This window comes from Streptomyces sp. NPDC059679, assembly GCF_042734105.1.
Classification (GTDB): domain Bacteria; phylum Actinomycetota; class Actinomycetes; order Streptomycetales; family Streptomycetaceae; genus Streptomyces.
In genome coordinates this window covers 182,491-201,231 of sequence record NZ_JBHWES010000010.1, presented here as the reverse complement: position 1 = coordinate 201,231, position 18,741 = coordinate 182,491, and the positions used below count along the sequence as shown (strand labels likewise).

The 18,741-nt window shown below is 70.0% G+C and carries 18 protein-coding genes; 11 read left to right on the top strand and 7 right to left on the bottom strand.

The annotated features are described in order from the left end of the window. Nucleotides 1–118: 118 nt before the first annotated feature. Nucleotides 119–1,342, top strand: coding sequence for an RNA-guided endonuclease InsQ/TnpB family protein (locus tag ACFV2X_RS14720; RefSeq protein WP_385615975.1), 1,224 nt, complete (start codon nt 119–121; stop codon nt 1,340–1,342). A gap of 34 nt (nt 1,343–1,376) precedes the next feature. On the opposite strand, the gene ACFV2X_RS14715 is transcribed toward ACFV2X_RS14720, so the two are convergent. Both ACFV2X_RS14715 and ACFV2X_RS14710 read right to left on the bottom strand, forming a co-directional pair. Further along, a complete protein-coding gene (locus ACFV2X_RS14715; protein WP_014176343.1) occupies nt 1,377–2,027 on the bottom strand; it encodes an AIM24 family protein in 651 nt (216 codons plus the stop codon). After that, complete coding sequence (locus ACFV2X_RS14710) at nt 2,027–2,665, bottom strand: AIM24 family protein (RefSeq protein ID WP_385615972.1); 639 nt, start codon at nt 2,663–2,665, stop codon at nt 2,027–2,029. The genes ACFV2X_RS14715 and ACFV2X_RS14710 overlap by 1 nt, the downstream gene beginning before the upstream one ends. Nucleotides 2,666–2,827: 162 nt before the next feature. Here ACFV2X_RS14710 and ACFV2X_RS14705 point away from each other — a divergent pair, with 162 nt between their 5' ends. Both ACFV2X_RS14705 and ACFV2X_RS14700 read left to right on the top strand, forming a co-directional pair. Next, nucleotides 2,828–3,172 (top strand): DUF3817 domain-containing protein, encoded by a 345-nt coding sequence (locus tag ACFV2X_RS14705; RefSeq protein ID WP_014176341.1) that lies wholly within the window; start codon nt 2,828–2,830, stop codon nt 3,170–3,172. Continuing rightward, nucleotides 3,169–3,462, top strand: coding sequence for an MTH1187 family thiamine-binding protein (locus tag ACFV2X_RS14700; protein WP_385615969.1), 294 nt, complete (start codon nt 3,169–3,171; stop codon nt 3,460–3,462). Before ACFV2X_RS14705 ends, ACFV2X_RS14700 begins: the two co-directional genes overlap by 4 nt. Before the next feature lie 6 nt (nt 3,463–3,468). Here the strand turns inward: ACFV2X_RS14700 and ACFV2X_RS14695 are convergent, their stop codons facing one another. Then, entirely contained in the window at nt 3,469–4,461 is a 993-nt protein-coding gene (locus ACFV2X_RS14695; protein ID WP_385615966.1) for a DUF5937 family protein, read from the bottom strand. Nucleotides 4,462–4,533: 72 nt separating this feature from the next. Between ACFV2X_RS14695 and ACFV2X_RS14690 the strand changes: the two genes are divergently transcribed. From ACFV2X_RS14690 to ACFV2X_RS14675, 4 genes are all read left to right on the top strand, one after another. After that, nucleotides 4,534–5,847: an MFS transporter gene (locus tag ACFV2X_RS14690; RefSeq protein WP_385615963.1), complete on the top strand. Its 1,314-nt coding sequence runs from the start codon at nt 4,534–4,536 to the stop codon at nt 5,845–5,847. Nucleotides 5,848–5,924: 77 nt separating this feature from the next. Next, nucleotides 5,925–6,434 (top strand): MarR family winged helix-turn-helix transcriptional regulator, encoded by a 510-nt coding sequence (locus ACFV2X_RS14685; RefSeq protein ID WP_089513038.1) that lies wholly within the window; start codon nt 5,925–5,927, stop codon nt 6,432–6,434. Nucleotides 6,435–6,488: 54 nt separating this feature from the next. Further along, on the top strand, nt 6,489–6,827 hold the full coding sequence (locus tag ACFV2X_RS14680) for a DUF3817 domain-containing protein (protein WP_043490159.1): 339 nt from the start codon (nt 6,489–6,491) through the stop codon (nt 6,825–6,827). A gap of 97 nt (nt 6,828–6,924) precedes the next feature. Continuing rightward, on the top strand, nt 6,925–8,661 hold the full coding sequence (locus ACFV2X_RS14675; protein ID WP_385615959.1) for a methylmalonyl-CoA mutase: 1,737 nt from the start codon (nt 6,925–6,927) through the stop codon (nt 8,659–8,661). Here ACFV2X_RS14675 and ACFV2X_RS14670 read toward each other — a convergent pair. Next, nucleotides 8,637–9,314 (bottom strand): TetR/AcrR family transcriptional regulator, encoded by a 678-nt coding sequence (locus ACFV2X_RS14670; protein WP_385615956.1) that lies wholly within the window; start codon nt 9,312–9,314, stop codon nt 8,637–8,639. The genes ACFV2X_RS14675 and ACFV2X_RS14670 overlap by 25 nt on opposite strands. A gap of 127 nt (nt 9,315–9,441) precedes the next feature. On the opposite strand from ACFV2X_RS14670, the gene ACFV2X_RS14665 reads away from it, so the two are divergent. From ACFV2X_RS14665 to ACFV2X_RS14650, 4 genes are all read left to right on the top strand, one after another. Next, entirely contained in the window at nt 9,442–10,407 is a 966-nt protein-coding gene (locus ACFV2X_RS14665) for a tetratricopeptide repeat protein (RefSeq protein WP_385615952.1), read from the top strand. A gap of 560 nt (nt 10,408–10,967) precedes the next feature. Then, complete coding sequence (locus ACFV2X_RS14660; protein ID WP_385615949.1) at nt 10,968–11,591, top strand: DUF6230 family protein; 624 nt, start codon at nt 10,968–10,970, stop codon at nt 11,589–11,591. A gap of 143 nt (nt 11,592–11,734) precedes the next feature. Further along, nucleotides 11,735–12,298 (top strand): DUF6114 domain-containing protein, encoded by a 564-nt coding sequence (locus ACFV2X_RS14655; protein WP_385615946.1) that lies wholly within the window; start codon nt 11,735–11,737, stop codon nt 12,296–12,298. An 82-nt stretch (nt 12,299–12,380) separates the two neighbouring features. After that, nucleotides 12,381–13,646 (top strand): antitoxin, encoded by a 1,266-nt coding sequence (locus ACFV2X_RS14650; RefSeq protein WP_385615943.1) that lies wholly within the window; start codon nt 12,381–12,383, stop codon nt 13,644–13,646. A 143-nt stretch (nt 13,647–13,789) separates the two neighbouring features. Here ACFV2X_RS14650 and pyk read toward each other — a convergent pair whose 3' ends face one another. The 3 genes from pyk to pta all read right to left on the bottom strand — a co-directional run bounded on the left by pyk (nt 13,790) and on the right by pta (nt 18,601). Further along, on the bottom strand, nt 13,790–15,217 hold the full coding sequence (gene pyk / locus ACFV2X_RS14645; protein ID WP_385615941.1) for a pyruvate kinase: 1,428 nt from the start codon (nt 15,215–15,217) through the stop codon (nt 13,790–13,792). A 136-nt stretch (nt 15,218–15,353) separates the two neighbouring features. Beyond that, a complete protein-coding gene (locus ACFV2X_RS14640) occupies nt 15,354–16,499 on the bottom strand; it encodes an acetate kinase (protein WP_385615939.1) in 1,146 nt (381 codons plus the stop codon). Then, entirely contained in the window at nt 16,496–18,601 is a 2,106-nt protein-coding gene (gene pta / locus ACFV2X_RS14635) for a phosphate acetyltransferase (RefSeq protein ID WP_385615937.1), read from the bottom strand. Before pta ends, ACFV2X_RS14640 begins: the two co-directional genes overlap by 4 nt. Nucleotides 18,602–18,741: the final 140 nt, after the last annotated feature.

Below are 18,741 nucleotides of genomic sequence, written 5' to 3'. Positions count from 1 at the left end.
GGGCGGTGAGCGGGGTTTCGCCCGCAGGGCGAAAGACGGTCCACCCCGTGACGGGGTGAGGGAGCCCGCATTGATCAAGAACTCTCAACTGTCAGTCCTCCCAGATAGGTTGGTGTGCATGACGACAGGAGCGATCACGGAGGATGCCGGGCATGCCCGGCACACCTTCCGTGTGCGTCTGTCGTCCACGGCCCGGCGCGCCCTCGAAGCCGAGTGGGACCGGTGCCGGTGGGTCTGGAACGAGTGCGTGGCCAAGTCCAAGGCGGTGCACCTGCACAACAAGGCTCACCCGGAGGACGAGCGGACGTGCGGTCCGGCGCAGCTCGACAGAATGCTGACCGAAGCCCGCAAGAAGACACCGTGGCTGCGTGAGGGCTCGTCCGTGCCGCAGCAGCAGCTCGTACGCGATTTCGGCAAGTCCCGCGCGAAGGCGCACAAGGACATCAAGGACCGGTTGCCGGTCAAACGGCGGGCCGGGATGCCCAAGTACAAGAAGAAGCGCGAGGCCGACCCGAGCCTGAACTACACCCGGCGTGGCTTCCGCCTCAAAGACGGTCGCCTGCACCTGGCCGGGAATATCGCGGTAACGGTGGTGTGGTCGAGAGATCTGCCCGCCGAGCCGTCCTCGGCGCGTGTGTACCGCGACAGCGTCGGGCACTGGTACGCCTCGTTCGTCGTCCCCGCTGAAGTCCAGTCGCTTCCCTCCACCGGTCGTGTGCTCGGGATCGACTGGGGTGTGAAGGAGATCGCCACCACTACATCCGACGACCACGACCTTCCTCACCCGGAACACGGCAGGAAGACCCAGGCGAAGCTGTCGCGGTACGACCGGATGATGGCCCGCCGCAAGCCCGCCAAGGGGCAGGCAGCCTCGAAGGGCTACCGCGAAGCGGAGCACCTGCGCGCCAAGGCGCACAAGAAGGTCGCCCGGCAGCGGCAGGACACCGGACGCAAGTGGGCCAAACGCGTCGTGCACGACCACGACGCCATCGCCGTGGAGGACTTCCGGCCGAAGTTCCTCGCCAAAACGTCGATGGCGCGTAAAGCGGCCGACGCCGCGATCAGCGCCACCAAACGCGCTCTGACCGAGATGGGCCGCAAGCACGGGCGGGACGTCCGCCTTGTGCATCCCGCGCACACCACGATGGACTGCGCGCAGTGCGGAGCGAGAACCAAGCACGCACTACCTCTTTCCGAACGAACCTATGCCTGCACCGCGTGCGGAGCCGTATCCCGCAGGGATAAGAACTCCGCCCGTGTGATGCTGGTCCGGGCTGGTCTCAACCCGGCTGGTGCTGAGGGCGTAAGACTTGCGGGAACGCTGCTCCCGCAGGCAGCCTGAGCCAGGAATCTCCTCCTTTCAGGGAGGGGAGGATTCAAAGCTTCTCCTCCGATGCCTGGACATACACCGTGCCGGTGCCCGAGAGCTCCAGCTGGAAGCCCTCTCCCGAGCCGCGGCCGACCATCTCGCGCCAGCCGAGCGCGGTCGAGAGCTTGTTACGGACGTCCCCGCGGTGGGCGACGTACGCCTGCGGGTCGACGTGGACCGGGCGGCCGGGGGCGATCGGCAGCTGGATCACGCCGCCGTGCGCCATGACCGCCGCCGAGCCGTGCCCCTCCAGGGTGGTGGTGAACAGCCCCTGGCCGGTGACCTGGCCGCGCACGATACCCATCACCCCGCCCTGCGAGCCCATGAACATCGTGCCCTGGCGCAGCGACCCGTCGAAGGCGAGCAGCCGGTCCGACTCGACGTAGAGCTTGTCGCCGGCCAGGTGGATCACCTCGACATGGTGGCCGCCGTGGCCGAACATCACCGTGCCGCTGCCCTCGACGGTCATCAGCGGGGTCGCCTCGCCCGCGACCCGGCGGCCGATCATGCCCATCACCCCGCGCTGCCCGCCGGTGATGCTCGGGGTGAACCGCACCTCGCCCCGGTAGGCCAGCATCGCGCCGCGCTGGCTGAAGACCGTCTGGCCGGGCTGCACCTGTGCCTCGACCATGCGTGAGTTGAGGATGTTGAACGGCATCAGACGTCCCCGCCGATCGTGTTGCGCTCGCTCGGCTGTACGTACACCAGTCCCTCGCCCTCGAAGCGGATCTGGAACGCCTCGCCCGAGCTCTCCCCTATGAGCGTGCGGAAGTTCACCCCGGCCTGGAAGTGCTGCTTGAGCTTGCCCGTATGGGCGATATACGCGCCCGGGTCGACCTGGAGCGGTAGCTGCGGGGTGACGCGCAGCACTACCGCCGTGCCGTCGGAGAGGATGGCCGCCTGCCCGGTGCCCTCGACGGTCGTGGTGAACAGGCCGTTGCCCTGTGCGGAGCCGCGCAGTCCGGTGAAGGAGGTGCCGGTGCGCAGCGCGGCGTCCGTGCACAGCAGATTGCTGGCCTCCACGTGCAGCGTCTCGCCGTGCAGCGAGACCAGGTTGATCTCGCTCGCCCGGTCGGCGAAGTAACACGTGCCGTGTCCTTTGACCTCCATGACCGCCATCTGCTCGCCGGTGAGCCGCCGGGTCACCATCCCGCGCAGCCCCTCCCCGCCGCCGGTTTTCTTCTTGAAGGTCATCTCCCCCTCGTACGCGACCATCGAGCCGTTCTTGGCCTTCACCGAATCGCCGGTCATGTCGACGGCGAGCACCTTGCTCCCCTGGAGCCGAAACTGAGCCACGGATCCGACGTTATCGGGACCGAACGGCGCGGAACAGGGACAGCCGGACCCCGGCGCGGTGATCGGTTACGAGGCTGCGACAATGCGAGGGGAGCTTGTGCATGACTTCACAAGCTCTGCTCCGTGTTCTCTCGTCGTCCTCTCCCTAAAGGTGCTGCTCCCGTGGACTTCAAGACCGCCACCGCACTGCGGCGGCTCCGCCTGGTCTCCGCGCCCGAGGCCGTCTCCTTCCTCCTGCTGCTCGTCTGCTCGGTGCTCAAGCGCACGACCGACTTCAACGCGGTCCCGGTGATGGGCATGGTGCACGGCATCCTGTTCATCCTGTATCTGGTCTTCTGGCTGGACGCCTGGAAGCGTGCCCAGTGGGACCGCAAGACCGCCGCGCTCTACTTCGTCCTCTCCATCCTCCCGACCGGCGGTTTCTTCGCCGAGCGCAAGCTCAAGCGGGAGGCCGAGGCCAGCGTGATCGCCGACCGGGCGCGCCGTGAGGGCGTGGTCAACGCATGATCGTCGCCTTCTCCGTGACGCCGCTGGGCGTCGGCGAGGACGTGGGGGAGTACGTCGCGGACGCGGTGCGGGTGGTGCGCGAATCGGGCCTGCCGAGCCGTACGGACGCGATGTTCACGTCCATCGAGGGCGAGTGGGACGAGGTCATGGACGTCGTCAAGCGGGCGGTCGCGGCCGTCGAGGCGCGGGCGCCGCGGGTGTCCGTGGTCCTCAAGGCCGACATCCGCCCGGGTGTCACCGACGGGCTGACCTCGAAGGTTGAGACGGTCGAGCGGCATCTGTCCGCGTAAGGGGCATCAGCCGGCGTTCCCGCCCAGCAGGGCGATGCCCAGCGGTGTGCGCTCGTACAGCACCCGGTGGCCGTCGCGGCGCGAGGTCAGCAGACCGGCCGCGCGCAACACCCCGAGGTGCGCCGAGACCGACGACGGCGCCAGGCCGAGCCGCTGGGCCAGCGCCGTCGTGGCGGCGGGGTCCTCCAGGGCGCCGAGGATGGCCGCGCGGTTGGCACCGAGGAGCCGTACGAGCGCGTCAGCCGCGCCCTCCGTCCGCTCCTGCCAGAGCCCGCCCACCCCGCGCGCCGGATAGATCACCGTCGGCTGCCAGGGCGGCACGAAACCGCTCACCACGTCCGGCCAGACGAAGACGCTCGGCATCAGCAGCAGGCCCCGGCCGTCGAGCTCCTGCACCTCCGGGCCCCCGGCGCGGGTGCGGACCGTGAGCCGCCCGTCGGCCCAGGACAGCGCTGGGCGCAGATCGGCGAAGAGCCGCTCGAGGCCGCCGTCTGCCAGCTGCCGGGCCCGATAGGCCACATCGGCCTCCAACAGGTCGCGAACCCGGGGCCAGTCCGGTTCGAGCACCGCGTGCCAGACCTGCTCGGTCAGATCCGCGAGCCGCCGCACCGCCCGCGCGGGGTCCGCCAGCACCGAGCGCCCGGCCGCGGACTCTGTGGCCCCCGGCGTGCTGGCCAGGGAAAGGGCCATCTCCCGACGGGCCGCCTCCGGCTCGGTCGCCCGCAGCCGCGCCAGCTCCTCCTCGAACGAGGGATACGGCACCGCCGGCGGCGGACCCAGAAAGTCCGGCGTGTAGCCGCGGATGGGGATGAACAGGGCGAGCGGGGAGAGGTCGAGCCCGGCCACGGCCGAGCGGACCCGGCGCAGCCACGGCAGGTGGTAGCCGTGCCGCTCGGAGCGCAGCAGGGTCCGCACCGCCTCGTGTGTCTGGCACAGCGGTGAGATCGCGAACCGGCAACGTAGTAAGTCGTCGCGACCGAAGCTCATGTGTAGTGGCATGCGTCCCCCGGTGAAGATTCGGCTCGGGGCGAAACACTAGAGGCCCCGGGCCGCACCAGGCACGCTGCCGCCATGCCAACCCCTTCCGGGTCCGGGACGACGGACCCCATCCCGACGCGCCCTGACGCAGGCGCGGTCGGTCCTGTCCCCCCGGAACCCCGCCCGGGCGGTGCCGGCTACTCGGCCGTCTTCGCGGTGCGCGAGTTCCGGGCCGTGTTCCTCGCGCATCTGCTCTCCATGCTCGGCGAGGTCATCTGCGGTATCGCGCTGTCCGTCCTGGTCTACCGGGTCACCGGCTCGCCGCTGCTCAGCGCCCTGGCCTTCGCTTTCGCCCTGTTTCCGTACGTCATCGGTGGCACCCTGCTGTCCGCCGTGGCCGACCGCTACCCCGCCCGCCGGGTGCTGGTCGTATGCGATCTGATCAGCGCCGGCTGCGTCGCCGTGATGGTGGTGCCGGGCATGCCGGTCGGGTTGCTGCTGGTGCTGCGCTGCATCCCCGCCGCGGTCTCCCCGGTGTTCAGCGGGACGCGCGCGGCGACGCTCGGCGACATCCTGGGGGAGGGCGATCTGTTCGTACTGGGCCGCTCCGTGATCCGGCTGACCGCACAGGGCGCGCAGCTCGTCGGGTTCGCCGCGGGCGGGCTGCTGCTGGCCGCGGTCTCTCCGCGGGCCGTGCTCGCGATCACGGCGGCGTCGTTCGTGGCGTCGGCGCTGGTGCTGCGCCTGGGCACCCGGCGCCGCCCGGCCCGTACGGGCGGCCGGCGGGGTGCGCTGCTCGGCGATTCGCTGCATGGCATGAAGCAGCTGTTCGCCGTCGCGCGGATCCGGGCCCTGTTCCTGCTGTACTGCGTGCCGCCGACGTTCGTGGTGATGTCGGAGGCGCTGATGACCCCGTACTCGGACGGGCTCGGCCTCGGCTCGACCGGGCTCGGGCTGCTGATGTGCGGGATGCCGATCGGCGCGATCGTCAGCGAGACCCTGGCGGGCACGCTGCTCGGCCCGGCGGGGCGGGCGCGGCTGACGCTCGTGGTGGCGGTGGTGTGCATGCTGCCCTCGCTGGGGTACGTCTTCGAGCCCTCGTTCGGCTGGGCGCTGGCGCTCCAGGTGGCGACGGGCTGCGGTATGGCGTACAGCCTCGGCCTCGACCAGTGGTTCATGGCGGCCGTACCGGAGGAGCTGCGGGGGCGGGCGATGACGCTGCTGACGGCGGTGCTGATGACCGCGCAGGGCCTGGGCATGGCGGTGGCGGGCGCGGTCGCCGAGGCCGCGCCGGTGTACCTGGTGGTGACCGGGGCGGGGGTGTGCGGCACGGTGTGCTCACTGCTCGCGGTGGCGCTGGTGCGGCGCGGTACCGCACGGCCGGGGGCCGCCGGCAACACGGGGTGAGGGGCGGCTCCGGGCTCGTCCGCCCGAAGGGTGAGACTGAGCTGACCACGATATGACTGGCCGGTAGGGTCGGTAGCGTGTCCAAGCCGCTCAGCCTTTCCTTCGACCCCATCGCCCGCGCAGACGAACTGTGGAAGCGACGGTGGGGGTCCGTGCCGTCGATGGCCGCGATCACCTCGATCATGCGGGCTCAGCAGATTCTGCTGGGCCAGGTCGACGCGGTGGTCAAGCCGTACGGACTGACCTTCGCCCGCTATGAGGCGCTGGTTCTGCTCACCTTCTCCCAGGCCGGTGAGCTGCCCATGTCCAAGATCGGCGAGCGGCTGATGGTCCACCCGACCTCGGTGACCAACACGGTGGACCGGCTGGTCAAGTCCGGTCTGGTGGACAAGCGGCCGAACCCGAACGACGGCCGCGGGACGCTCGCCTCGATCACCGACCGGGGCCGCGAGGTGGTCGAGGCGGCCACCCGCGATCTGATGGCGATGGACTTCGGCCTCGGGACGTACGACGCCGCGGACTGCTCGAACATCTTCGAGATGCTGCGGCCCCTGCGGGTCTCGGCGGGCGACTTCGACGAGGAGTAGGACCGGCGGGGGGTGGCGAAGATCGCCCCGGAACGGACGGTTACGCTCGACGTCATGAAGCGAAGCGTATTGACGCGCTACCGGACCATGGCCTATGTCACGGGCGTCCTGCTGATCCTGCTCACGATCGGTGTGATCGCCAAGTATCTGCTGGACGTGGACGGCGCGTCCGGCTTCGTCAGCGTCGTCGGTATCGCACACGGCTGGTTGTACGTCCTCTACCTGGTCTTCGCCTTCGACCTGGGCTCCAAGGCGAAGTGGCCGTTCGGCAAGCTGGCCTGGGTGCTGCTCGCGGGCACCGTCCCCACGGCGGTGTTCTTCGTCGAGCGCAAGGTCGTGGCGGAGATCGAGCCGCTGGTCAGCGGCGCCGAGCCGGAGCCCGCCAAGGCCTGATCGCAGCTGACCGGGCCCCGCCTGCTGTCCCTCGAACGGACCGGTGGGGCCCGTTTCGCGTCGACATTTACTAGGATGTCCAAGTAAATTTGACGTCATGGACGCGGAAGGCATTGAGGCGGGCCGCCGACGCTGGCAGGCCCGGTACGACGCGGCCCGCAAGCGCGAGGCCATCGGGGGTTCGGGGGCGCAGCCCCCGAGGGATTGGACGCGTACGACGCTGTCCGGGGACCCCGTCGACCCGGTCTACGGGCCCGCCCCCGGCGACCGCGTCGCGGGATTCGACCGCATCGGCTGGCCCGGCGAGTTCCCCTTCACCCGCGGTCTGTACTCCACCGGCTACCGGGGCCGCGCCTGGACCATCCGCCAGTTCGCCGGCTTCGGGAACGCCGGGCAGACCAACGAGCGCTACAAGATGATCCTCGAGGCGGGCGGCGGCGGCCTGTCGGTCGCCTTCGACATGCCGACGCTGATGGGCCGCGACTCCGACGACCCGCGCTCGCTGGGCGAGGTCGGCCACTGCGGGGTCGCCATCGACTCCGCCGCCGATATGGAGGTCCTGTTCAAGGGCATCCCGCTCGGCGATGTCACCACCTCGATGACGATCAGCGGCCCCGCCGTCCCCGTCTTCTGTATGTACCTGGTCGCCGCCGAGCGTCAGGGCGTCGACCCCTCCGTACTGAACGGCACGCTCCAGACGGACATCTTCAAGGAGTACATCGCGCAGAAGGAGTGGCTGTTCCAGCCCGAGCCGCAGCTGCGGCTGATCGGCGACCTGATGGAGCACTGTGTGTGCTCCATCCCCGCGTACAAGCCGCTGTCGGTCTCCGGCTACCACATCCGCGAGGCCGGGGCCACGGCCGCGCAGGAGCTCGCGTACACCCTCGCCGACGGCTTCGGGTACGTCGAGCTGGGGCTCTCCCGCGGGCTCGACATCGACACCTTCGCAGGCGGCCTGTCCTTCTTCTTCGACGCGCATATCGAGTTCTTCGAGGAGATCGCCAAGTTCCGCGCGGCCCGCCGGATCTGGGCCCGCTGGATGCGCGACGTGTACGGGGCGAAGACCGAGAAGGCGCAGTGGCTGCGCTTCCACACCCAGACGGCCGGGGTCTCGCTGACCGCGCAGCAGCCGTACAACAACGTCGTGCGCACGGCGGTGGAGGCGCTGTCCGCGGTGCTCGGCGGCACCAACTCGCTGCACACCAACGCCCTGGACGAGACGCTCGCGCTGCCCAGCGAGCAGGCCGCCGAGATCGCGCTGCGCACCCAGCAGGTGCTGATGGAGGAGACCGGCCTCCTCAATGTCGCCGACCCGCTGGGCGGTTCCTGGTACATCGAGGCGCTGACCGACCGTATCGAGGCCGACGCCGAGAAGATCTTCGAGCGGATCAAGGAGCGCGGCCGCCGGGCGGTGCCGGACGGACGGCACCCCATCGGGCTGATGACCTCGGGCATTCTGCGGGGCATCGAGGACGGCTGGTTCACCGGCGAGATCGCCGAATCGGCCTTCCAGTACCAGCGGGCGCTGGAGAAGGGCGACAAGAAGGTCGTCGGCGTCAACTGCCATGAGGGTTCGGTCACGGGCGATCTGGAGATCCTGCGGGTCGGCCATGAGGTCGAGCGCGAGCAGGTGCGGGTGCTCGCGGCCCGTAAGGAGGCCCGCGACGACGCACGGGTGGCCGCCGCCCTGAAGGAGCTGCTGGTCGCCGCCCGCGACGGCTCGAACATGATCGAGCCGATGCTGGAGGCGGTCCGGGCGGAGGCGACCCTCGGCGAGATCTGCGGCGCGCTGCGCGAGGAGTGGGGCAGCTATACGGAGCCGGCGGGCTTCTGAGCGGTGGCCGGCCTTTGAGCCGGCCCCGCCTCGTCCCCTCCCGTCACCGCCGGGAAGCCGCAGAGCAGCACCTCCGCGAAGTCGCGTGCCCAGGGCGCGTCGACGGGGTCGGCGCTCACCAGCGTCCGGTGCATCACCGCTCCCGCGATCACATCGAAGATCATGTCCGCGGTGCGGGCCGCCGCGGCGGGGTCGGTCTCCCGCGGCAGTTCGCCGCGGGCCTGGGCGCGCTCGCGGCCGAGCAGCACCAGCCGCTTCTGCCGGTTGACGATCGTGGTGCGGATCCGCTCCCGTAGCGCCTCGTCGCGGGTGGCCTCGGCGACCACGGCCATCAGCGAGGTCCCGGCCTCCGGGCGGGTCAGCAGTGCGGCGAACCGGAGCACCGTCTCTTCCACATCGGCGCGCAGCGACCCCAGATCAGGCAGTTCCAGCTGTTCGTCGAGGAGGGCCGCGACCGCGTCCACGACCAGCTCGCTCTTGTTCGTCCAGCGGCGGTAGAGCGTGGTCTTGGCCACGCCCGCCCGGGCCGCCACATCGCCCATCGTCAGCTTGGACCAGCCGAGCTCGACCAAGGCGGCCCGCGTCGCGCCGAGAATCGCGCGGTCGGCCTCGGCGCTGCGGGGGCGGCCGGTGCGCCGTGCTGGCGGGCTCATGTCCGTGACCTTACCCGTACGTCCACTTTGACCCCCTGGATCTCCGAGGGCGCTTCCAGTTACGCTACGAGTCGTAGCGTAAGGGTGCGCTTTTCCATTCACCGCGGGAAGAGGGGAGGATAGGACCATGCAGCCACGGAACATGTCCATGAGTGGAGTGGTCGACCTCGCCGCGGTGAAGGCGGCCGGAGAAGCGAAGCAGAAGGCGGAGAAGGCGCGGGCCGAGGCGGCCCGCACGGGCGGCGGCGCCGCCCCCACCCGTCTGGTCTTCGACGTCGACGAGGCGGGTTTCCAGCAGGATGTCCTGCAGCGCTCCACCGAAGTACCGGTCGTCATCGACTTCTGGGCCGAGTGGTGCGAGCCGTGCAAGCAGCTCAGCCCGATCCTCGAGCGGCTGACGAGGGAGTACGCGGGCCGCTTCGTCCTGGCGAAGATCGACGTGGACGCCAACCAGATGCTCTTCCAGCAGTTCGGGGTGCAGGGCATCCCCGCCGTGTTCGCGGTGGTCGCCGGTCAGCCGGTGCCGCTCTTCCAGGGCGCCGCGCCCGAGGCGCAGATCCGGCAGGTGCTCGACCAGCTGATCCAGGCGGCGGAGCAGCAGTTCGGCATTGTGGGCGTCCCGGTGCAGGACGAGGGTGACGACGGCGCCGAGGCGGTCGCGCAGCAGCCCGCGACCCCGTACGACGGTGCGCTCGCGGCGGCTCACGAGGCGCTGGACGCCGGCGATCTGGGCGGCGCGGTGCAGGCGTACAAGAACGTGCTGGCGGACGACCCGGGCAACACCGAGGCGAAGCTGGGCCTGGCGCAGGCCGAGTTGCTGAGCCGGGTGGAGGGGACGGACGCGCAGCAGGTGCGCAAGGCGGCGGCCGACAATCCCGCGGACCCGGCGGCGCAGATCGCGGCGGCGGACCTGGACCTGGTGGGGGGTCATGTGGAGGACGCCTTCGGGCGGTTGGTGGAGACCGTGCGGCGCACGGTGGGGGAGGACCGGGAGGCGGCAAGGCTCCATCTGCTGGGGCTCTTCGAGGTGATCGGCGCGGACGATCCCCGGGTCGTCTCGGCGCGGGGCGCGTTGGCGCGCGTGCTGTTCTGACCGTTGTCACCTCAAACAAATAAGCGGCCGCGCTTTACCAAAACTTGGTAAACGCGGTCGCTGTAACTGACGGTAAGTGTGCGTCAGGTTTTTGTCCGGGCATGGTGTGAATCTCCCCCTCTTTTCGGGCATGTGACGGCGACCGAGAGTGCTCGGCCTCTACCAGTCTGCCGCAGCACGGTTATCCGCCCGTTACTCGCTAGTAACGAACCCCTTGTGCACCTGCCCGTAAATGCACCACGATCGGCCAAGCTCGGTCCCGTTTCCCGCAGCCCGGCATCCGGTCGGTGCGGTCGGTGCGATGGGTCCCCACCGGGTAGGCCGGCGGCAGTGGCGTCGGCCGTGGACAGGGGGGTCTCTGCTGACCGGCAGGGCCTGTCCAGGAGGTTGCGCGAAGGCGTGGCCAGTGGTTGTCGCTCGGGGGTGATCGCCGGTGTTTCGGGTGCGGTTCGCGCCTGTGAGACGTGGGCGCTCTCCTTCCCGAGGACGTAGCACTTCTCCCATCCCAGGCTCGGGCCTCGGCCCCAGCCGGAGATGTACGTCCGAGAAGGAGGAAAGTCATGGAGTCCCAGGCTCGTGGCGGGACCAGATGGAAGCGGTTCGCCGTTGTCATGGTGCCGAGCGTCGCTGCCACGGCGGCGATCGGTGTGGCCGTCGCGCAGGGTGCGCTCGCGGCCTCGTTCAGCGTGTCCGGCCAGCAGTTCAAGGTGAAGGTGAAGGAGCTCGACGGCAGGGGCTTTGTTCAGTACGGCACGCTTGACACCCAGCACGGGGGCAAGAAGATTCCCGTCGCCGTGTCGGCGTTCAAGAACGCCAAGATCGAAAGCCTGTGCCAGTCCGTGGTGGTCCCGGTCCCGCTCTTCGGCGATGTCACGCTGAGGCTGGAGGCCGGCGGCGACGGCAAGAAGGTGGAGGCGAAGAACCTCTTCATCGACCTCGACCAGCTCAAGGCTGACGCGGTGTTCGGCAACATCAACATCGGCGTGGCGGCCGGCGACACGTCCAAGGGCCCGACGAACGACTCGAACAAGAAGGACCCCGGTTCCTTCGGTCAGGAAGCCGACACGGCGAAGCTGACCGATGTCGAGCAGACCGCATGGGCGACCAACGCGGGCACGTTCAAGCTCCCCGGCCTTTCCATGAAGATCTACAAGGGCAGCGGCAAGGGCAAGGAGTGCTTCTGACCCGTTGAGCGGGTGGGGGGCCGTGTCAGCCGCCCCTCACCCGGCATCGCTCAGCGGTGTCGGAGCATCAGCACCGCGTCCATCAGTACCGCATCAGAACACTTGCGATCGTCCAGATCGCCGGCCCCAGGGAGCTGTTTTCATTGAGTGCCGAGTCGCCGGGGGCGCGTGACCGTATCAGCCGTCTGCGCCTGGCTTTCAGGCATTGGCGCTGGCAGCGCCCGTTCTGGGCAGGGCTCTTGACCATGCTGGCCGGGCTGCCGATCGGGTACCTGCCGTATGCCAACATCACCTTGGGTCAGATGACCGTCCGGATGTCGACCACCACGGGGTCCGGCGCGCTGATCATCGGAGTCCTGCTGATAGTGCTGGGCCTGACCATGTGGTTCCAGCCCGTCGTGCGGGTCTTCGCGGGAGTCGCCACCATCCTGCTCGGTCTGGTCTCGATCCCTGTGGCCAACTTCGGGGGCCTCGTGGTGGGCTTCCTGCTCGCCCTGTTCGGCGGCGGGATGAGCGTCGCCTGGGCGCCGGGTGAGACGCCCACCGAGCAGCCCGCGCAGGACGCGGGGCCCGCGCCCATGGACGGCGCGGACGGTGTGGACGACGCGGACGCTGGGGACGGCGCGGGCGGCGGCGAGCCGGAGCCGGCCGTCGCGGGGGCCGCGCGGGACCAGGAATCCAGGGATGGGAGGCACCGTGCGGGGTGAACAAGAGCAGTCGGAGGGTGCGAGCGTCACGAATCCACGCCGGGCGAGAACGGGGCCGCGGCATGCGGCCCCCAAGAAGTCGATGCTCACCCGCCTTCAGGTGCCCGCCGGCAAGGCGATAGCGCTCGCCGCCATGCCGACGGCCGTACTGATGGGCATGGGGCTGACCCCGCAGCTCGCCCAGGCGACCTCCAGGGCCGAGGACCGCTACAAGCCCGGACCGTGCGTCACCCAGCCCGACGAGGCGGACAAGGACGACGCCAAGGACCACAAGAGCACCGACGCGGCGGGCGAGTCGAAGGACTCCAAGGACTCCAAGGACTCCGACGACAAGAGCGGGGCCAAGGGCTCGAAGAGCCAGGACAAGAGCTCCGAGGACAAGAGCGCGGACGAGGGCTCCAAGCCCTCCGCCACGCCGACGCCCTCGGCCACGTCCTCCGCCGACTCCGGCTCCTCCGGCAGCAAGACGGACGACTCGACGCCGGAGGAGTCCCCTTCGCCGAGCCCGTCCGAGTCCAAGAGCAAGAACCCACTGGACCCGCTGGGCCTCGGGGACGCGCTCAAGGACATCTTCACCGGGGGCGACAAGGACGAGACGGCCGAGCCGAGCGCCACGCCGACCCCGTCGTCCTCCGCGACCGGCTCGCCGGACAAGACGACCGACCCTGCCAAGGACGCGGCCGACAAGGCCGGGGACACGGCCAAGGACACGGTCGACAAGGCCGGGGACACGGTCGACAAGGCCACGGACGCGGCCAAGGACAAGGACGCCGAGGACAAGGCCGACAAGACTCCGTCGCCCGGCCCCTCCTCCTCGTCCTCCTCCAAGGCCGGGGACCGTGACAAGGACGGCAAGGAGCCGTTCCCCTGCCCCACGTACGACGCCGAGGCGTACGAGAACGCCGAGACCGAGCCGACCTCCAGCCTGCTGCCCGACAAGCCCTGGACGCTCAAGAGCACCCTGCTGACCCTGCACGGTCTCGACTACAAGGGCATCGTCGAGGTCAAGACGTACAGCGGGCAGGTCAAGAAGGTCCTCAAGTTCACCGCCTCCGGCGTGGACATCAAGGATCTGCACCAGCTGACGGTCGGGGCCGGCGGTACGACCACCCACGTGGCCGCGCGCGAGGGCTCCACCTCGACCTTCAGCAACGGCCCGATCACCATGTACACCGAGGAGCTGTCGGGCAACCTGCTGGGGATCGTCCCGATCACCTTCAGCCCCAAGACCCCGCCGCCGATCAACCTCCCCGAGGTGTTCTTCACCGATGTGACGGTCACCCAGGCCGGGCAGTTCGGCGGCGACCTGGCCATCCCCGGCATGCATATCTACAAGACGGGGGATTAACCCCGGAACGCAGACCCGTTCGGGAGCCGCAAGGCCCTCCCTTGGGAGGGCGAACGTCGGTGGGCACCACCCCAGCCCGGGGTGGTGCCCACCGGCGCGTCAGCCGTCCGCTCAGGGGCTCGTTCGCCCGCTCGGCGGCGGGGCTACTTGCTCTCGCCGCCCAGGTGGTGCACGCGGACCATGTTGGTGGTGCCGGGGACGCCGGGGGGCGAACCGGCGGTCATGATCATGGTGTCGCCCTCGTTGTAGCGGCCCAGCTTCGACAGCTCGGCGTCGACGAGGTCCACCATCGCGTCGGTGTGCTCCACGTACGGCACCACGAACGACTCCACGCCCCAGCTGAGCGTCAGCTGGTTGCGGGTGGCCACATCGGTGGTGAAGGCCAGGATCGGCTGCTGGGCGCGGTAGCGGGACAGCCGGCGGGCGGTGTCGCCGGACTGGGTGAAGGCCACCAGCGACTGGGCGCCCAGGAAGTCGGCGATCTCACAGGCCGCGCGGGCGACCGAGCCGCCCTGCGTACGCGGCTTCTTGCCGGGGACCAGCGGCTGCAGACCGCGCGAGAGCAGTTCCTGCTCGGCGGCCTGGACGATGCGGGACATCGTCTTGACCGTCTCCAGCGGATACGCGCCGACGGAGGACTCCGCGGAGAGCATGACCGCGTCGGCGCCGTCCAGGATCGCGTTGGCGACGTCGGACGCCTCGGCGCGGGTCGGCCGCGAGTTGGTGATCATCGACTCCATCATCTGGGTCGCGACGATCACCGGCTTGGCGTTCCGCCGGCACAGCTCGATCAGGCGCTTCTGCACCATCGGGACCTTCTCGAGCGGATACTCGACGGCCAGGTCGCCGCGGGCCACCATGACGCCGTCGAAGGCCGCGACGACCTCCTCCATGTTGGCGACCGCCTGCGGCTTCTCGACCTTGGCGATCACCGGCACCCGGTGCCCCACCTCGTCCATGACGCGGTGCACATCGCGGACGTCGCCGGCGTCCCGGACGAAGGACAGCGCGACCATGTCGCACCCCATCGCCAGGGCGAACTTCAGGTCCACGATGTCCTTCTCGGACAGCGCGGGCACATTGACCGCCGCGCCCGGCAGGTTGATCCCCTTGTGGTCGGAGATCACACCGCCCTCGATGACGATCGTCTTGACCCGCGGGCCGTCGACCGCGGTGACCCGCAGCTCGACATTGCCGTCGTTGATCAGGACCTGGTCGCCCTTGGAGACGTCGCCCGGCAGGCCCTTGTACGTGGTGCCGCAGATCGTCCGGTCGCCCGGTACGTCCTCGGTGGTGATGGTGAACTCGTCACCGCGAACCAGCTCCACCGGGCCGTCGGCGAAGGTCTCCAGCCGGATCTTGGGGCCCTGGAGGTCGGCGAGCACGCCGACCGCGCGCCCGGTCTCCTCGGAGGCCTTGCGGACGCGGTGGTACCGCTCCTCGTGCTCCGTGTGGCTCCCGTGGCTCATATTGAATCGGGCCACGTTCATCCCGGCCTCGATCAGCGACTTCAGCTGGTCGTAGGAGTCGACGGCGGGGCCCAGAGTGCAGACGATTTTGGAACGGCGCATGAGACGGATCCTATCCGTTTGTTTCGGAGCGGAATATTTACGCTATGGACAGCGGCGCAATGCCGGGGCAAGAGCCGCCGAACGGCCGGAGATCAGTCGGAAACCAAGCAGCGACCAGGTGGCGACCCAGCAGCGGCTAAGCAGCGACCAGCTCGAAGGTCTGGCTGGCGATCTCCAGCTCCTCGTCGGTGGGCACGACGGCCACCGCGACCCGGCTGGCCTCCGTGGAGATCAGCCGCGCCGAGGCGCCGCGCACCGCGTTGCGCACCGCGTCCACCTCGATGCCGAACGCGGGAAGGCCGCGCATCGCCGCCTCCCGCACCGCCGCGGAGTTCTCCCCGACGCCCGCGGTGAAGGCGATGGCGTCCACCCGCCCCAGCACCGCGGTGTACGCGCCCACATACTTCCGCAGCCGGTGGACGTAGACGTCGAAGGCGAGCTGAGCCGCCGGGTCGCCCTCGCCCATCCGGCGGCCGATCTCACGCATGTCGTTGTCCCCGCACAGGCCGAGCAGACCGCTGCGCTTGTTCAGCAGGGTGTCGATCTCGTCGACCGACATCCCGCCGACCCGGGCCAGATGGAAGATCGCCGCCGGGTCCAGATCGCCCGAACGGGTACCCATGACCAGGCCCTCCAACGGGGTCAGCCCCATCGAGGTGTCCACGCACACCCCGCCGCGCACCGCGGAGGCGCTGGCGCCGTTGCCCAGGTGCAGCACGATCGTGTTGACCTCGGAGAGGTCCCGGCCAAGCAGCGCGGCGGTGGCCCGGGAGACATACGCGTGGGAGGTGCCGTGGAAGCCGTAGCGCCGCACCCCGTACCGGTCGGCGGTCTCCTGCTCGATGGCGTAGCGTGCGGCCTCCTCCGGCATCGTGGCGTGGAACGCGGTGTCGAAGACCGCGACCTGCGGCAGATCCGGGCGCAGTGCGCGGGCCACCTTGATCCCGGTGACGTTGGCCGGGTTGTGCAGCGGGGCCAGCGGCACCAGCTTCTCGATCTCCTCGACCACCTCGTCGGTGATCAGGGTCGGCTCGGTGAACCGGGTACCGCCGTGCACCACCCGGTGGCCGACCGCCGCCAGTTGGGGCGAGTCCAGGCCCAGGCCCTGCGCGGCCAGTTCTTCGGCGACCTGCTTGAGGGCGGCCGAGTGGTCGGCGACGGGGCCCTCCCCGATCCGCTCCACGATGCCGGAGGCGAGCCGGGAGCCGTCGGCCATGTCGAGCAGCTGGTATTTGACCGACGAGGAGCCGGAGTTGAGGACGAGGACTCGGGAGCCGTTCACGCGGTGGGTGCTTTCTGTACGGGGGAGACGGGGGTAGGCGTCTGGGCCTGGACGGCGGTGATCGAGACGGTGTTGACGATGTCCTGGACCAGCGCCCCGCGGGACAGGTCGTTCACCGGCTTGCGCAGCCCCTGGAGCACCGGGCCGACCGCGACCGCGCCCGCCGAGCGCTGCACCGCCTTGTAGGTGTTGTTGCCGGTGTTCAGGTCCGGGAAGATCAGGACCGTGGCCTTGCCCGCCACCTCGGAGTCCGGCAGCTTGGTCGCCGCGACCGCGGCGTCCACCGCGGCGTCGTACTGGATCGGGCCCTCGACCAGCAGGTCCGGGCGGCGCTCACGGACCAGCTCGGTCGCCTTGCGCACCTTGTCGACATCCGCGCCGGAGCCGGAGGTGCCGGTGGAGTACGAGAGCATCGCGATCCGCGGCTCCACGCCGAACTGGGCGGCCGTCGTCGCCGACTGGATGGCGATGTCCGCCAGCTGCTCGGCGTTCGGATCCGGGTTGACCGCGCAGTCGCCGTACACCAGCACCCGGTCCGCCAGGCACATGAAGAAGACCGAGGAGACGATCTGGGCGTCCGGCGCGGTCTTGATGATCTCGAAGGCGGGCCGGATGGTGGCGGCGGTGGAGTGCACCGCCCCGGAGACCATGCCGTCGGCCAGGCCCTCCTGCACCATCAGCGTGCCGAAGTACGAGACGTCGGCGACCACGTCGTAGGCCAGCTCGTACGAGACGCCCTTATGGGCGCGCAGCCGCGCGTACAGCTCGGCGAAGCGATCGCGCAGCGGCGAGGTCTGCGGATCGATGATCTGCGCGTCCGCGAGCTGGATGCCCAGCTCGGCGGCGCGCTTGCGGACCGCGTCCTCCTCGCCCAGCAGTGTGAGGTCGCACACATCGCGGCGCAGCAGCACATCGGCGGCGCGCAGCACCCGCTCCTCGGTGCCCTCGGGGAGCACGACCCGGCGGCGGCCCGCGCGGGAGCGCTCGATCAGCTCGTGCTCGAACATCATCGGGGTGACCCGGCCGGAGCGGGCGACCGAGATCCGGTTGGTCAGCTCGGCGGTGTCCACATGCCGCTCGAAGAGGCCGAGCGCGGTCTCGGCCTTACGCGGCGCGCCCGCGGTCAGTTTCCCCTCCAGTGCGAACAGCTCGGCCGCGGTCGGGAAGCTGCCGCCCGCCACGGCCGCCACCGGGGTGCCCGGGGCCAGCCGGGAGGCCAGCGCCAGGATGTCCTCCCCCGGCCGCTCGTCCAGGGTGAGCAGCACCCCGGCGATCGGCGGGGCGCCCGCGCTGTGCGCGGCCAGCGCCCCGATGATCAGGTCGGCGCGGTCGCCGGGGGTCACCACCAGACAGCCCTCGGTCAGCGCGGGCAGAAAGCTGGGCAGCATGGCGCCGCCGAAGACGAAGCCCCGTACGTCCCGGGACAGCCCCGCGTGGTCGCCGAGCAGCACCTCGGCGCCCAGGGTGCGCACCACCTGGGAGACGGTCGGCGCGGACAGCGAGGAGTCCTCGGGCAGCGCGTAGCAGGGGACGGGGAGCTTGTCCCGCAGCCGCTCGGCCACGGCGTCCCGGTCGCCGGGCGCCACCCGGTTCACCACGACGGCGACGACATCGCAGCCCTGCGCCTCATAGGCGCGGTACGCGTTGTGCGCCTCGGCGCCCTGCGACTCGACGCTCTGATCCTTGCCGCTGACCACGGTGATCACCGAGGCGCCGAACTCATTGGCCAGCCGCGCGTTGAGACCCAGCTCGTCGGGGAGGCTGGTCGCGGCGTAGTCGCTGCCCAGCACCAGCACGTACTCGTACTCGCGGGCCACCTCGTGGAACCGGCCGACCAAATGCGCCACCAGCTCGTCGGTGCCCCGCTCGGCCTGGAGCGCGGACGCCTCGTCGTAGGTGATCCCGGAGACGGACTCGGGCGACTGGCTCAGCCGGTAGCGGGCCCGCAGCAGATCGAAGAGGCGGTCGGGGTTGTCGTGCACCAGGGGGCGGAAGACGCCGACCCGGTCGACATGGCGGGTCAGGAGCTCCATGACCCCGAGCTCGACGACCTGGCGGCCGTCGCCGCGCTCGATCCCGGTCACGTACACGCTGCGCGTCACGCCTGGCACTCCGATCTGATGGTCGACACTCCGGCCTGAAGTGCGGTCGAAACTTCCGTCGAAACTTCCCTAAAAACGGCCGTATCGGCGGCCCCGTCCCCTTGACAATACCTGCGGGCATCGATAAGGCGCTCCTCAGG